This is a genomic window from Maribacter sp., assembly GCF_039968975.1.
In the GTDB taxonomy this organism is placed as follows: Bacteria; Bacteroidota; Bacteroidia; order Flavobacteriales; family Flavobacteriaceae; genus Maribacter.
The window spans coordinates 13,000-28,854 of the sequence record NZ_JBDVOT010000221.1; the positions used below are offsets into that span (position 1 = coordinate 13,000).

Sequence of the window (15,855 nt, forward strand, 5' to 3'; positions counted from 1 at the left end):
GGGTTTTTTTATACTATTATTTTAAATAGAGTCAGCAAACTCTATATTCTTGGAGAGTTGTGGATGTAGAAGTAGGGTATTGATTAATTGAATGTTAGTATTCTGCTCTTTGTTCCGAATAACTTTTAAAGAGCCTCCGTAAGTACCACCGTGTTCTTCGTAATTGTCAATATAAAAGTTATGCTTTTTAATATATAAATCCTTTAATTCTATTTGCTTATTATCAATCAGTTTAATCAAATTTTTTGGACAATTGTCAATAAGAGTTTTTTGTTTTTCATCAAGGTAATGCACACCAGGTATGAGTGCTCGTTCTTTGAACTCTAGTTTTATTAATTTTTTTCCTTTCGGTACATAATTTTTAGTATGTCTTTTGTGAGCTTTTAAATGCTCCAATAACGTTTTTCTTAAATCGTTATGATAGGTATTCCGCAGTGCATCTAATTCTAACTTAATATTACCCGGAATTGCTTTTTCAATAGTTTCTCGCCAATTACATAAAATTGGTAAGTGTTGTTTGATTAGGTAATCTAAATAACTCTCAATTTCTTTTATTTTTTGAATTTTCCCTTTATTCTCATCATCGAAATAAGAGATTCTAAGCTTTTCATTATGCTCTTGCCATTCTATATATTTCTTAAATTGTTGTTCGCTTAATATAGATTTTTTAAAAGATTTTTCTAACTCCCATTCTTCAAACTCGCTCAAAATTTCTCCACTAGAATCTTTACTGGTTTTGTTTTCTCTGTAATTATAAATTAGCTCGGCTTGCTCGTTTGTTAAATTTAGAGATTCATTCATATTAACTATCAATTCTATTTGATCTTTTAGAATCCAATCTTCATTTAATTGATCTAGCCTATAAAACTCTTTTAATTGTTCTTGGTTTAGAAAAGTTTTTAATTTTTCATAGGCTATTTTTAAATATACTTTACGCCTATGATTTATTGTATAATCTTCTACTTTGTAACCAGATTTATCATTTGTTTCCCATTGAATTTTTTGCAGTATTTCTTGAAGTTCTACTAATTTATTGTCACTCAGTTTCAAAGAAGCGTATTCCTTTTTTTTGATTTCAAATCTTCTCTTTTTGAAATCATGTTTTTTGTTATCCCTTTTTAACTCTTGTTTTATTTCTCTGAATTGACTTCTTTGTTCATCGTTTAATTTTCTATAAATGGCCTTATAATAACGCGAGCGTTCTATTTTTTCGTCATAATCAGGATCAATACTCCATGCATAATCTTTAATCCACTTATAGGTTAATTCATCAATTTCAAGAATCTGTTGTTTAGATAGGTTTAACTGCTCACCATACTGATCTGTAACTGTTATTGTGTTCTTAATTTTAGGATGTGCCATATGGTAAGAATGTAATTAAGAAAGTGATTCACTTTAAATATAAATAATTTAGAGCAGTTACAATAACTTCTCTCCAATCTCAAACCACGTATTCACACGTTCAAATCCTTCGGTGTTTACATTGTGTGGCGAGGTAAATTGAAGGCTTCTGCCCTCAAAAGTTTCTAAGTTAAAACTACGGTCATCTATTAGGATATCTCCCTTTAGAATGTGTTTATGACCGCAAAGAATTCTATTCTGCCAAGGTAAAAAAGGAAAGTGTTCGTCTAGCCATTCACTTTTTTCTTCTAAAGAATTTGGGAATTGCATGGCGGCAGATGCTATGTAAACTTCATGTTTATCAGCAAGTTGAGATAATATTTCTTGACTGCCTGCAATAGGTTTTAGATTTCTGAAAAAGCCTCTTCTGGTGGCGTGTTTGCGAACACTATCTTGATGTGCCTCTGGCACCATACGCCATACTTCTGTGCCAGAGCATAAATCTTTAGTGAGTTCTCCATTAAATTCTGTATTGTAAATTTCTATATGGGCGCCGTAGGTATCTGCAATTACCTCGTCCATGTCAACAAATAGTATCATAAATATTTTCTCGATTTAAATGAAAGCTTTGGTGTAAAAAATCAACTTTCCATTGAAGAATTAAAACTAAGAATTTAGAAATTAAATGTACAGACTAAAACATCTATAGGGTTAATAATAAAACGTTTAGGAGAAAGCTTATGGATAGTCTCACTCTATTTTGCGAATCTAATTCTAAACAATTAAAATCATGAAAAAATCAGTTATCTGTGTCGCAATGGCAAGTACATTATTATTCTCTAGTTGCTTAGGGTCATTCAGTGCTTTCAATAATTTAAAAGATTGGAATCAAGGACTGTCTGAAAGTAAATTTGTGAACAACCTTGTGTTCTGGGGCTTAAATATTATACCTGTCTATGGTTTGTTCTTTTTAGGAGATGCTGTTATCTTTAACGTAATAGAGTTTTGGGGCGGTTCTAATCCAATTGCGATGGAAGAAGGAGAGTCAGAAACTCAAATGGTAGAAAGAGATGGTAATACCTTTGAAATGACCGCAACTAAAAATAGAATGCAGGTAACCGTAGTTGACGGACCTAAAAAAGGAAAGAAAATTGATTTGGTCTACAAGCCAGGTGATAAATCATGGAATGCCGTTAGACCTAATGGTGAGATAATAAAACTATCATCTTTCGAAGAAGGGTTTTATATCGTTTATATGCCCAACGGAAAAGAAGTAAAAATTAATCCGTTAAGTTCCAAAGAAGAAGGTTTGGCTCAAATTAAAGAACAAACAGACTGTTATTATTTAGAGGGTATGTTGGCAGAGAATAACTAATCCGAAGAAATAAAAAGCATAAAAAAAGGTCCTGATAAATATCAGGACCTTTTATAGTTTCTAAAACTAATGTTTAGTATCTGTAATATTCTGGCTTAAAAGGACCTTCAACCGTTACACCAATGTAATCAGCTTGGTAATCTTTTAATTCGGTAAGTTCAGCTCCTAAACGAGATAAGTGAAGTTTAGCAACCTTCTCATCTAAATGCTTAGGCAACATATAAACTTCATTCTTATAATTGGCACTGTTTTTCCAGAGCTCAATTTGAGCTAGTGTCTGGTTTGTAAATGAGTTACTCATTACAAAACTAGGGTGACCAGTAGCACAACCTAAGTTTACTAATCTACCTTCAGCCAATATGATCAAATCCTTACCGTTGATTGTATATTTATCAACCTGTGGCTTAATTTCATCTTTAGTATTACCATGGTTTTTGTTCAACCACGCCATATCAATTTCATTGTCAAAATGACCAATGTTACAAACGATAGCTTTATCCTTTAAAGCTTCAAAATGTTCAGCTCTAATGATATCTTTATTTCCTGTAGTAGTGATTACGATATCAGCGTTACCAATAACGTTTTCCAGTTTTTTAACCTCAAATCCGTCCATACAAGCTTGTAATGCACAAATTGGGTCAATTTCGGTAACGGTAACAATAGAGCCGGCACCTTTAAAAGAAGCTGCGGTACCTTTACCAACATCGCCATAACCTGCAACAACAACACGCTTACCAGCAAGCATAGTATCTGTTGCTCTACGTATAGCATCAACAGCACTTTCGCGACATCCGTATTTGTTATCAAATTTAGATTTAGTAACAGAATCATTAACGTTTATGGCCGGCATAGGTAAAGTTCCATTCTTTACACGCTCGTATAAACGGTGAACACCTGTTGTGGTTTCTTCAGAAAGACCTTTGATTTCCTCTGCCATTTCAGGATATTTATCCAATACCATATTGGTAAGATCACCACCATCATCCAAGATCATGTTTAATGGTTTTCTATCCTCACCAAAGAACAAAGTTTGTTCAATACACCAATCAAACTCCTCTTCGTTCATTCCTTTCCAAGCATATACTGGAACACCTGCAGCTGCAATAGCCGCTGCGGCTTGATCTTGGGTAGAAAATATATTACATGAGCTCCAAGTAACATCTGCACCAAGAGCGGTCAATGTTTCAATAAGAACTGCAGTTTGTATCGTCATATGAAGACAACCGGCAATACGGGCACCTTTAAGTGGCTGCTCATCTTTATATTCTTCTCTCAATGCCATTAATCCTGGCATTTCAGCTTCTGCTAACTCAATTTCTTTTCTTCCCCAATCGGCAAGGGTGATATCCTTAACCTTATAAGGCACATACGGAATAGTTTTCGTGCTCATATCTTTATTATTTTATACTTTCGTTTATCTGTGTACAGCAATTTTTAATTCTTGCAAAGGTACGAATAACACGAAGAAACCCATGCCGCTTTACAAAACTATAACAGTAAATGAAGAAACCTCCTTAGCTATTTGGAAGGTTGAAGAGACCGAAGAAAATCTTTGGGAGGGTATTGAGCTTACGCCTTATTGTCAAAATAGATTTGACGGCATGAAATCTGAACTTCATCGTAAGGCGTTTTTGAGTATTAGGCACTTGCTTGCTAAATATGGTTATACCGATGCAGATTTGATTTATGATGAAAATGGTAAGCCACATTTAAAAGACGGTAATCTTATTTCTATAACGCATTCTCATAATTTTACCGGCATCATCATAAGTTCAAGTGAACATGTTGGTATAGATATTGAAATGCAGCGCGATAAAATACTACGTATAGCACATAAATTTACTCCTTTTGAGGAGTATAAAACTTTAGCGAATACCGCCGCGGTGGTTAGAAAGTTGACCATTGTGTGGGGGGCAAAAGAATCGCTCTATAAAATTTATGGACACAGGGGTGTTAGTTTTTTACATCATATTAATGTGCAAGACTTTAAGTTTGATGCTAATAAGACTACCGCTCAGATTATTTTTCAAGGAAATTTGTCCAATTATAAGATACGATTTCTAGAATTTGAAGCGTTTACATGCGTTTATGCTACAAGAGATAAAGAATAAATAAATATAATATAGCTTACTTTAAATGGATATATCAGTAGAATTGACATTTTCACCATTGCAAGATGATTTTGAACAACACATTATAGATTTTATAAAAAAACTACGGGAGTCTGGCTTAACCGTACTTGAGAATCCGTTAAGCACACAGGTATACGGAACTTATGACGAGGTAATGACAGTTTTAAATACCGAAATCAAAACAGCATTTGAGCTTATGGATCGCGGACTATTGTTCATGAAAATAGTTAAATCTGATAGAAGCGACTATGAGCCCCATTTTTGATTATCTCTTTGGTCAATATGCCGAGTATGATACATTAGATGTCGTTCTAGAAATAGTAGCGGTAATATTTGGTTTGCTATCGGTTTGGTTTTCCAAACAGAATAAAATTTTAGTGTACCCTACTGGTTTGATCAGCACTTCTATATTCGTGTACCTATTGTTAAAATGGGGGTTATTAGGTGATATGATGATCAATGCCTACTATTTTATAATGAGTTTATATGGTTGGTATATTTGGACAAGAAAAGTAGATTCAGAGCACTATACGCCAATAACAAGGGTGACCAGGAAAGAAAATATTACCTCGATTTTCATTTTTATAAGTACAATTTTTTTTGTTTTTACGGTATATCAAGTTTTTGATAAATGGAATAGCTGGACGGCTTATGTTGATACCATAACAACAGCTATATTTTTTGTGGGTATGTGGCTGATGGCCAAAAGAAAAGTAGAAAATTGGATATATTGGATTATTGGAGATTTAATATCTATCCCATTATACTTTTATAAAGGATTTACGTTTACTAGTTTTCAGTATCTCATTTTTACAATATTGGCCTTTTACGGGTATAATGCATGGAAGAAAAATACAGACAAGAACCTTCAGATGTCTTAAAAGTGGTTCTCTTTGGACCAGAATCTACAGGTAAGACAACATTGTCAGAGCAATTAGCAAGGCATTACCATACAGTTTGGGTGCCAGAATATGCTAGGGACTATTTGCAAGATAAATGGAACAATGAGCGAAAAACTTGTGAACCGCACGATCTGCTACCTATTGCTGCAGGGCAAATGCGTATGGAGAATAATTTGACAAAAAAAGCTACGGATATTCTTATTTGTGATACGGATCTTTTAGAAACCAAGGTTTATTCAGAGGCGTATTATATTGGTAATTGTGATCCGGTATTAGAAAAGTATGCCTTAGAGAATACATATGATCTCTATTTGTTGACCTATATAGATATTCCTTGGGAAGCAGATGACTTAAGGGATAAGCCAGATGAAAGAGAGCAAATGTTCAATTATTTTAAGGACACTTTAGAAAAATACGATAAAAATTTTATTACCTTGAAGGGGAACAAAAAAGAACGTTTACAAAAAGCCATTAACCATATAGATAAGTTATTACATAAATGATTGAACTTACAGATAAAGATTTAAAACAATTAGAGGAAAAAGGAATTTCTAAAGAGCAAATGTTGGGTCATATCAACACGTTCAAAGAAGGTATTCCTTTTGTGAAATTAGAGAATGCCGCGGTAATAGGTAATGGTATTCTAAAGTTTTCTGATGCAGAAGAGAAAGAATTCATTGCATTTTATGATTCTAAACTAAAAGGACTTGATATTTTAAAGTTTGTACCGGCTTCTGGTGCTGCTTCTAGAATGTTCAAAGCTCTGTTCAGCTTTTTAGGTGCTTATAATCCTGCAGAAGAAACGTTAGATGCATATTTGTCAAGAACTAATGACAAGGATATAAAAAAGTTCTCTGAAGGCTTGGAGCGTTTTCCGTTTTACCAAAAGGTGATGGATAGAATAGCTGTAAAATCTGATTCTCAAGGAGAAAAGGTATTTAGTTTCATTTCTGAGCTTTTAGGTGAGAATGCACTTAACTATGGTTTTTTTCCGAAGGGATTATTACCATTTCATAAATATGAATCTTCTGCGGCAACTCCTTTTGAAGAACATTTAAAAGAAGGCGCTTTGTATGCAGGTTCTAACGGTAAGGCAAACCTACATTTTACAATTTCAGAACAGCATGAAGAAATGTTTGGTGAAGAATTTAAAGCCTCTGGACCTAAAGTTTCTGCTGATACAGGTATTACCTATAACGTAGACTATTCGTTTCAAAAACCTTCTACAGACACCTTGGCGGTAGATATGGATAATAAGCCGTTTAGAAATGAAGATGGTTCTGTATTGTTTAGACCAGGAGGTCATGGAGCCCTGATCCAAAATTTAAACGAACAGGATGCCGATGTTATTTTTATAAAAAACATTGATAACGTTGCCGTTATGAAAGATGCTAAGGCGGTTGCCGATAGTAAAAAAGTTTTGGCAGGTGTACTTTTAAAAGAACAGGAAAAAGCTTTTGAATATGCTGCATTACTTGATAAGGAAGATGTAGACGATGCACAAATTGAAGAAATCAGAAACTTTTTGGTTACGAACTTGAACGTTCGTTTCTCAGAAGACTTTGATTCAAAATCTAATAGCGAAAAAATATCCGTATTAAAGGATAAGATTAATAGACCTATTCGTATTTGCGGTATGGTAAAGAATGAAGGTGAGCCAGGTGGTGGTCCGTTTTGGGTAACCAATGGTAAAGGAGAAGTTTCTTTACAGATTATAGAATCTGCCCAAATAGATATGGATAATCAACAACAGTCAGACTTACTAAAGAATTCTACTCATTTTAATCCGGTAGATTTGGTGTGTGCTGTTCGTAATTATAAAGGTGAGAAATACGACTTGTTGAAGTTTGTTGATGAAAAGCAAGGTTTTATAACGGGTAAGACTAAAGATGGCAAAGAGTTAAAAGCTCTTGAGCTTCCCGGTTTATGGAATGGTGCAATGGCATTTTGGAATACAATTTTTGTAGAAGTGCCTTTGGTGACCTTTAATCCTGTAAAAAGTGTAGTAGATCTTTTAAAAGATTCACATCAGGCTTAAAACATAATATCTAGTATCGTATAAAAAAGTGTGTAGTTTCTACACACTTTTTTTGTTTACACACATTTTTACCCACTATATAAAATATTTGAATAAATATAAATAATTGATATTAAGTATTTTACGAGTAATGAGAAGGCAAATTATTCAGTGGCACAGTTTTCCTAATATATTTTACAAGAATGTTTAATTTAATAAAAGTAAATATGAAAAAATTAGTTTTTGCCACAGCTTTAGCCATCGGTAGTTTAACAATAGGTACTGCCGCTACTCCAATTATATTTCACGACGGTATAATGGAAGATATCTTTTTACAAGACTATACAGAAGTAGCTGCTTCTGATCTGCCAACACCAATTGTAAATGCTTTAGCAACAGATTATGAAGGTGCAATGTTGAACAAGGCATACGTAGATGATGAAAATAATTACAAATTAGAAATTACTACACAAGACGGAGTTTCTAGTGTTCTTTATGCAGATGCAGAAGGTAACTGGTTAAAAATGTAATAATTAGAAGTTTGAGTTAGTTGTTTGTAAAAAGCTGCCTAGGCAGCTTTTTTACTTTCAAAAATTTAAAATTTCGTTGATTAATAATCCATATGTAAGATTACTCCGTAAGTATTCTAAGATTGAGAGTTGTTAACGATTAAATTATTAAGCATGAAAAATTACGCATTACTAGTATTCTTAACTTTAGGAATAATGTTTAACGCAACTGCAAAAGCTAGTTCAGATATAGTTAAAGCAGAAATTATAATTCATACGGCAGACGAATACGTAAAAATAAAGTCAAGCGAATTAACACCTCCGGTGATTGAAGAAATATTAAAGCAGTACCCAACGTCTAAACTTGGTGGTGCTTTTAAAAATGATAAAGGAGAATTCAAATTAATCATGGTACTTAAAAGCGGTACAAGAAAGACTGTATATATAGATCAGCACGGTAATTGGATGAATAAAAAATAGTCTGCTTCATAGGCAGAAATAAAAAAAACTGCTAGCTGCAGTTTTTTTTTATTTAAAATGTGACCTATCAGAAAATGTTGTGTCTAAATAAGTGAAGCAAGTTATGAAACTATGGTCACATTAATATTTATTTTAAGCTTAAGCACAGTTTTGATTTTTTCATTAGGTGTAATATCAAAATTATGTTGGGAGAAATAAATTAGAAAAATATCACTTTCGCGTAAACACTAACCGTTAACTATGAAAGTGCCACCAGATAATTGTATTTGAAATAATCCCCCAGATTAGCATTGCCAATTTTAGTTGTTGTTGAATTGATTGAGGTGTTGATTTAAAGTTTTAAGACAAAAGTTTGATAGGTGGTTTGAGGGGGGCTGCAAATTGCAGCTCCTTTTTTTTTACACGTAACTTAATGCAAAGCTCGCTTTTTGGTGATAAACGAATTGAGTAAAAATTACACAATAGTAATTATTAGGTACAATTTTACACAGTTACTAAGATGATATGTAAAATATAAAACACTGATAATCAATGGTTTTTATATCAAATGTTTTTATGGCATTCTTTTTTCTTTGTTAATAGTATTGATATGTATTATTAACTTAAATATAAAAAAGATGAAGACTTTATTTTTATTAGGAGCAATGACATTAGGAGGTTTTACAATGAATGCGCAAGAAGTACTAATTTCAGAAAATGGAATACAGCATAACCAAGTAAATGAAATTTCAATTGTAGCAGAAGATTTTGAAGAGATTTCTGTTGCAGAAGTACCACAGGCAGTATCAAATGCTATATCTAAGAATTTTCCAACGGCAAATTTAGATAAGGCATATACGAACGAAAAGAAACAATATAAGCTTGTGTTATCTCTTGAAGACGGTACACAAGGTACAGTGTATTCAGATGAAGAAGGTAATTGGATAGATATGTAGTTATAAAGAAACTTGTTTGTTCAAGTTGGTTTGGTCAGGAAAGGATAGCTTAATGCTATTCTTTCCTTTTTTTATGTTCTTTTTTAAATTAATGCTATAAAGCTTTATGATAATTTTAAAATACAAATAGTCGGCTTATGGTATTTTTACGTAGATACTAAGAACACCGAACTGACTATGACAAAAATACTAATCATTGAAGATGATACTTCATTTGCCCAAATGCTTCAAAAGTTTTTAGCAAGAAATAGTTATGATGTAGTACTAAGTCATACCGGGTTAGATGGTGAAAAACAGCTAAAAGATCAAGATTTTCAATTAGTGATTACCGATTTGCGTCTGCCAGATTATGACGGAATTAAATTGGTTTCTAAGCTAAAAGGAGAAATTCCGGTAATTGTAATGACAGGTTATGCAGAGGTGTCTACAGCAGTAAAGGCAATGAAGATGGGGGCTTATGATTATATCTCCAAGCCATTTACACCAGATCAAATGTTGTCGGTTATTGATGGAGCATTGAATTCTAGACCAGTAATTGCTAAAGAAGCCACTAAAGAAAATTCTAAAGCCAGTGCGCCTATTGAAAAAAGTGGAGCTAATTCTGAACATTTACTTTTAACCAGTGACGCCACTCAAAAGTTAGAAGAGCATATAATTCTGGTTGCTCCTACAGATATGTCGGTTTTAATTATTGGAGAAAGTGGTACGGGTAAAGAGGTTACGGCGAAGGCTATTCATCAGAAAAGCACAAGAAATGAAAAGCCCTTTATAGCACTTGATTGTGGGGCAATACCAAAAGAATTGGCGGCAAGTGAGTTTTTTGGACATATAAAAGGAAGTTTTACTGGCGCGGTTGCTGATAAAATTGGGAGTTTTGAAGCGGCAAATGGCGGAACATTATTCTTAGATGAAGTTGGTAATTTATCTTATGAAAATCAAATACAATTATTAAGAGCTTTACAAGAACGAAAGATTAAAAGAATAGGCAGTAATACAGAAATACAGGTCGATGTTAGAATTTTATCGGCTACGAATGAAGATTTAAAGGCAGCAGTTGAAAAAGGTAATTTTCGCGAAGATTTGTACCATAGGTTAAATGAGTTTTCATTGCAAATTCCTGCTTTGAAAAACAGACATGGAGATTTACCGGTATTAGCCACTCATTTTTTAGAAAAGTTCAATAAAAAGTTGAACAAGCAAATCTTAGATTTCTCAGATGAAGTTTGGGATATTTTTAAAGCATACAATTGGCCAGGTAATATACGTGAGTTGCAAAATGTCGTTCAACGTGCGGTATTACTGACCACTACTGATAAAGTGCAGGCAAATACGTTACCGTCAGAATTAATAAACCCTGTTTTAGAAACTGTGGAATTAGGTAGTCTTTCAAAAGCGGATTTTGAAAAAGAGCAAATTGTAAATGCCTTAAAACGCACCAATTATAATAAATCTAAAGCAGCAAAATTGTTACAAGTAACCAGAAAGACACTTTATAATAGAATCAATTATTATGATTTGGATTTGTAATTTTTTTTGAAAATATATCAATCAGATTTTCAATTCCCTTCTCTAGCTTTTTGAATTTTTTCATTACTTCATTATGACTAATTTCATCATTTTTCAATACTTCAAATACCTCTAAAATAGGTATAGCGTTTTGTATTTCTAATTGACGAAACATTGGAAGCATTTTATGGGCAATTTTGTTCAATTGTTCAATGTCATTATCAGTTGCAGCAGTATGAAGATGTTGAAGGTTTTCTTCGGTATCTTTCCTGAAAATAAATAACACTTCGTCAATAGCATTTTGGTCATCACCCAAAAACAACTTTAAGTTATTTAAACTGAATAATTCGTCTTTATCGTCTACAAATACACTTGGTGAATAGCTTTCAAGTTCAGTGGGTTGATTAAATAAATCGTTCAGTTTTTGAACTAAATCGGTTTTTGAAAATGGTTTGCGTAGAAGGTTAGTAAATCCTTTTTCTGTGAAATGCTCTAATGATAAATCTCGTCTACCGGTCATTGCCAAGATGGGTTGATTATGGTAGTTGTTGCGCAAGCCAGATTTTAATTGGTTTACGATGTCATAACCGGTAACGTTCGGCATTTCTATATCTGTCAAAACCACATCGAATTCATAATCTTCTTGAGTTGTATATTCGTTGAAATCTGAAAATAACCTAGCTTCGATTCCTACAGATTTTAGCATTTCGCCAATAAGTTTTAATAGTGATGCATCATCATCAAAAACAATCATTTTAATATCTTCTAATACTATGGTTTCATGAGGTGTTTCTTCTAATTCTTTACCAAATTCAATAGGTATTTCAAGAATAAAAGTACTGCCTATGTTAATATCACTTTCCAATAAGATGTTACCTTGAAGTAGTTCTGTGAGTTTTTTGGTAATGGTAAGTCCTAATCCGTAACCGCCATATTTTTTTTCGGTATCGTTTTCTGCTTGTATAAACTCTTTAAAAATTAGCTTTTGCTTCTCTTTAGAAATCCCTATTCCTGTATCGGCTATTTGTAGTTTAAGGTATTTACGTTTTTCTTTATCCACTATGCTTCCAGTCAAGGTAATAGTACCTTTTTCGGTGAACTTGTACGCATTTCCTAAAAGGTTAGATATTATTTGTCTTAAACGAAAAGCATCCGAAATTACAGTTTGTTTTAAAGAATCATCCAGATTTAAAATCAATTCAATATCCTTATTTAGGTATTGCGTTGAAATATTTTTAGAACTTTCCTGTATTAATTTATCGGCTCTAAATTTGTCATGCTTTGTAACCATTTTGCCAGCTTCTAACTGAGAAAAATCAAGCAAATCATTAACTAAGTTGTTTACGTATAAAGTGGCAGATTTTATATGTGAAATATATTCTTTGTTATCCTTAAGATTATTACTTTCTTCAATAATATTGGTGTAGCCACTGATGGTATTTAAAGGGGAGCGTAAATCATGGCTTACAGTAGCAATCAACTGCTCTCTACTTTTTAATAACGATTCTGAGTATGACTTTTCTTTTTCTAGTTTCTCTCTATATAAGTTAGCTTTCCAAAAATCTCTATTGAGAATAAATGTAAAGATTCCCACTACTAAAAAACCAAGAATAGCAGCAATAACAGCTAGTCTAATACTTCTTTTCAATAATGTTTCTTTTTTTATCGAACTTGCTAAGCTGTTCATGATAATCTCTTGCTCAAAAGAAGAAAGAATAGTGCGCAATTGCTGAGAGAGTTCAACATCTGTTCTATTAATGTTGGTTTCACGAACCGCTAAAGAATTTTCATTAATGGTGTTTTCTTGTTGTACATCTTTTAATAGATTTTTAGAGACTTGAACAACGCTGTCTATAGTCTGAGCATTCTGTTTAGGGTCGCCATCTGCAGGTACATTGGCATTTAAATAATCTGCAACCTTTTTTATGGCGCTTTGTGCTTTTGGAGAAAGTTCTTCAAGATTTGGAGCCAGCCCTTCAGGTTTAATAATACCCAAAGATTCCTCTAACTTATCAAACTCCTTTAAGGCTGAATTTATGGCTGTACCTGTTTGATCCTTTAGTCTAATGGAGCGTAATGCATTTATATTGGTTACTTTTTTGTTGAGTAAAGAGCTTAAGCTATCTAAAAGTCCACGTTGATGTTCACTTTCTGTAAGTGCTTTTAATTCTTCGATATGGGTGTGTAGCGAATCTATTTTATTCTCATAAGCTTTAAAGTTGATTCTGCTTTTTGTTTGTAAGGCTAGTTTAGATAGGCTTTCCGCTTCATATAATTGAGCAAGAAAAGAATTGGTTTTAAGTAGTTTATTGTCATTTTCAGAGGTTTGCTCAGCGGTTATATAATCTTGTACTTCATTGTAGATGTAATAAGAGGCTATGACTCCTAGAACAATCAGTAGCAAATAGCTAATGGTAATCTTAAGTGTGAATTTATTTTTATTTGAATTCATAGAGTGTTATAATACTGGTAATATAAGTACGATAAAACTGAGGGAAGAAGTTCTAAAATGATGTTAATTAAACAAGTTGTTATTTTTTTAAATTTATTTATGAGAGTTTAAATAACTGCATTACATTTGCCGCATCTCAAAGGGGTGCCGAGTTCTAATTTTGGAACAAAGCTGAGATTATACCCAAAGAACCTGGGCAGGTAATGCTGCCAAGGGAAAGTCCAAAAAGTTTATTTTAATTTTTTGGAATAAGATTATATATGGGCATTTTACTCATATGTAATCTTTTGGAAATGGAGCTTAGTTGCTCAAAAATCAATTTTAATTTTAGAATAATAGCCCCTTTTATTCGTATTTATTTTACGAATGAAACTATCTATTTTCACAATTGCGGCGTTTTTAGCGCTAAGTATGGGTGTCTGTGCCCAAGAACAGGAAACTGACTCTTTAGAGGGTAAAAAAGTGGTATTGGACGAGGTATTCGTCTCGGCAATTAGGGTAACCAAAGAATCTCCGGTTACATTTTCAAATCTTACAAAAGAGGATATTAAACCTAGAAATTTGGGTCAGGATATTCCCGTTTTAATGAATTTTTTACCATCTGTGGTAACCACTACAGATGCGGGTGCCGGTGTAGGGTACACTGGTCTTCGAGTAAGGGGTAGCGATGCTACACGTGTAAACGTTACTATTAACGGCATACCTTACAACGATGCCGAATCTCAAGGTACGTTTTGGGTAAATATGCCAGATTTTGCTTCTTCAACAGAAAGCTTACAATTACAACGTGGGGTAGGTACATCAACAAATGGAGCAGCTGCTTTTGGAGCAAGTTTAAATGTATTGACAGACGGATTCTCACAAGATGCATATGCACAAATATCCTCTTCTATAGGTAGCTATAGTACCTTAAGAAATAATATAAAATTTAGCACAGGTCTTTTAAATGACCATATTGAAATTTCGGGAAGATTGTCTAAAATAAAATCTGACGGATATATAGACAGAGCTAGATCTGATTTGGAATCTTATTTTTTGCAAGCAGCCTACAAAGATGATAACACCTTGATTAAAGCATTGATGTTTGGTGGTCATGAGGTTACGTACCAAGCATGGTATGGTATAGACCGTCAAACTTTAGAAACGGATAGAACTTTCAATCCGTCAGGAATTTATACAGATGTAGACGGTAATACTCAATTTCATAATAATGAGGTTGATAATTACAAGCAGGATCATGCACAGTTACTGTGGAATGAGCAGATATCTGATTTTTGGAGTACCAATATTGCATTGCACTATACCAGAGGTAGAGGGTTTTTTGAGCAATATAGAGAAGACGATGATTTTTCTACCTATGGTTTTGAGCCTTTAATAGTTGATGGAGCAGAAGTGAATTCTACTGACCTTATTAGAAGACGCTGGTTAGATAATGATTTCTACGGAACCGTTTTTTCTGCAAATTATAAGAAAGACAAACTAGATTTAATAATTGGTGGTGGTCTTAATAAGTATGAAGGTGATCATTTTGGTGAGGTAATTTGGGCTAGATATGCAAGTAACAGTAGTTATAGAGATCGTTACTATGATGATAGTTCATCTAAAACAGATTTTAACATCTATACAAAAGCAAATTATCAATTAACTGACCAATGGTCGTTATATGGAGATTTACAATATAGAAGGGTAGGTTACAAAGCAAATGGTGATGAAACGGGTTTGGTAGATGATACTTTTAACTTCTTCAACCCTAAGGCGGGCGTAACATTCGATTTAAATGCAAATAACAATTTCTATTTATCATATGCAGTTGCCAATAGAGAACCAAATAGGAATGATTATGAAAATGGAAACCCTAAGCCAGAGAAATTGAACGATTTTGAATTGGGATGGAGGTACGTATCTGCAGATGTACAGGTGAATACAAATCTTTACTACATGAAATATAAGGATCAATTAGTGGTTACAGGAGAATTAAATGATGTAGGTGCACCATTGAGAGAGAATGTTGGTGATAGTTACCGTTTTGGTTTAGAAGTAGATGCAAATATTAAATTGGGAGACAAATTTAATGCAAGACCTAATGTTGCTATCAGTGATAATAAGAACAAAGATTTCTTTATTGATAGAGATGGTCTATTACAAGGTTTAGGAGATACAAATATTGCATTTTCACCAGGTTTGGTAGCGGGTAATATTCTTAGTT

General features: G+C 33.2%; 15 protein-coding genes. 11 read left to right on the plus strand and 4 right to left on the minus strand.

Features of this window, described 5'->3' with window-relative positions; all coding sequences use genetic code 11:
• Positions 1 to 21: 21 nt before the first annotated feature.
• Both ABJI11_RS14830 and ABJI11_RS14835 read right to left on the minus strand, forming a co-directional pair.
• Entirely contained in the window at positions 22 to 1,362 is a 1,341-nt protein-coding gene (locus ABJI11_RS14830) for a hypothetical protein (RefSeq protein ID WP_348353820.1), read from the minus strand.
• A 57-nt stretch (positions 1,363 to 1,419) separates the two neighbouring features.
• Positions 1,420 to 1,941, minus strand: a complete 522-nt coding sequence (locus tag ABJI11_RS14835) for a 5'(3')-deoxyribonucleotidase (protein WP_348353823.1) — start codon at positions 1,939 to 1,941, stop codon at positions 1,420 to 1,422.
• A gap of 190 nt (positions 1,942 to 2,131) precedes the next feature.
• On the opposite strand from ABJI11_RS14835, the gene ABJI11_RS14840 reads away from it, so the two are divergent.
• On the plus strand, positions 2,132 to 2,716 hold the full coding sequence (locus ABJI11_RS14840) for a DUF3332 domain-containing protein (RefSeq protein ID WP_348353826.1): 585 nt from the start codon (positions 2,132 to 2,134) through the stop codon (positions 2,714 to 2,716).
• 73 nt (positions 2,717 to 2,789) lie between these two features.
• Here ABJI11_RS14840 and ahcY read toward each other — a convergent pair whose 3' ends face one another.
• Entirely contained in the window at positions 2,790 to 4,106 is a 1,317-nt protein-coding gene (gene ahcY / locus ABJI11_RS14845; RefSeq protein ID WP_348353829.1) for an adenosylhomocysteinase, read from the minus strand.
• An 82-nt stretch (positions 4,107 to 4,188) separates the two neighbouring features.
• On the opposite strand from ahcY, the gene ABJI11_RS14850 reads away from it, so the two are divergent.
• The 9 genes from ABJI11_RS14850 (at position 4,189) to ABJI11_RS14890 (ending at position 11,218) form a co-directional block, all read left to right on the plus strand.
• On the plus strand, positions 4,189 to 4,827 hold the full coding sequence (locus ABJI11_RS14850) for a 4'-phosphopantetheinyl transferase family protein (protein ID WP_276493474.1): 639 nt from the start codon (positions 4,189 to 4,191) through the stop codon (positions 4,825 to 4,827).
• 25 nt (positions 4,828 to 4,852) lie between these two features.
• Positions 4,853 to 5,113, plus strand: a complete 261-nt coding sequence (locus ABJI11_RS14855) for a thiamine-binding protein (protein WP_348353832.1) — start codon at positions 4,853 to 4,855, stop codon at positions 5,111 to 5,113.
• Positions 5,097 to 5,729 carry a nicotinamide riboside transporter PnuC gene (pnuC, locus tag ABJI11_RS14860; RefSeq protein WP_348353835.1) on the plus strand — a complete coding sequence of 211 codons (633 nt, stop codon included), beginning with the start codon at positions 5,097 to 5,099 and terminating at the stop codon, positions 5,727 to 5,729. Before ABJI11_RS14855 ends, pnuC begins: the two co-directional genes overlap by 17 nt.
• Positions 5,690 to 6,253: an ATP-binding protein gene (locus ABJI11_RS14865; RefSeq protein ID WP_348353838.1), complete on the plus strand. Its 564-nt coding sequence runs from the start codon at positions 5,690 to 5,692 to the stop codon at positions 6,251 to 6,253. The genes pnuC and ABJI11_RS14865 overlap by 40 nt, the downstream gene beginning before the upstream one ends.
• Entirely contained in the window at positions 6,250 to 7,788 is a 1,539-nt protein-coding gene (locus tag ABJI11_RS14870) for a DUF4301 family protein (protein ID WP_348353841.1), read from the plus strand. Before ABJI11_RS14865 ends, ABJI11_RS14870 begins: the two co-directional genes overlap by 4 nt.
• Before the next feature lie 206 nt (positions 7,789 to 7,994).
• A complete protein-coding gene (locus tag ABJI11_RS14875) occupies positions 7,995 to 8,297 on the plus strand; it encodes a hypothetical protein (protein ID WP_276493479.1) in 303 nt (100 codons plus the stop codon).
• A 153-nt stretch (positions 8,298 to 8,450) separates the two neighbouring features.
• Positions 8,451 to 8,756, plus strand: coding sequence for a hypothetical protein (locus tag ABJI11_RS14880; protein WP_348353844.1), 306 nt, complete (start codon positions 8,451 to 8,453; stop codon positions 8,754 to 8,756).
• Between the two features lie 617 nt (positions 8,757 to 9,373).
• Complete coding sequence (locus ABJI11_RS14885) at positions 9,374 to 9,691, plus strand: hypothetical protein (RefSeq protein ID WP_348353847.1); 318 nt, start codon at positions 9,374 to 9,376, stop codon at positions 9,689 to 9,691.
• Between the two features lie 177 nt (positions 9,692 to 9,868).
• On the plus strand, positions 9,869 to 11,218 hold the full coding sequence (locus tag ABJI11_RS14890) for a sigma-54 dependent transcriptional regulator (RefSeq protein WP_348353849.1): 1,350 nt from the start codon (positions 9,869 to 9,871) through the stop codon (positions 11,216 to 11,218).
• Here the strand turns inward: ABJI11_RS14890 and ABJI11_RS14895 are convergent.
• Complete coding sequence (locus ABJI11_RS14895; protein ID WP_348353852.1) at positions 11,193 to 13,649, minus strand: ATP-binding protein; 2,457 nt, start codon at positions 13,647 to 13,649, stop codon at positions 11,193 to 11,195. The two genes, ABJI11_RS14890 and ABJI11_RS14895, sit on opposite strands and share 26 nt — an antisense overlap.
• Before the next feature lie 366 nt (positions 13,650 to 14,015).
• On the opposite strand from ABJI11_RS14895, the gene ABJI11_RS14900 reads away from it, so the two are divergent.
• A partial coding sequence (locus ABJI11_RS14900; RefSeq protein ID WP_348353854.1) for a TonB-dependent receptor occupies positions 14,016 to 15,855 on the plus strand: 1,840 nt, incomplete at its 3' end.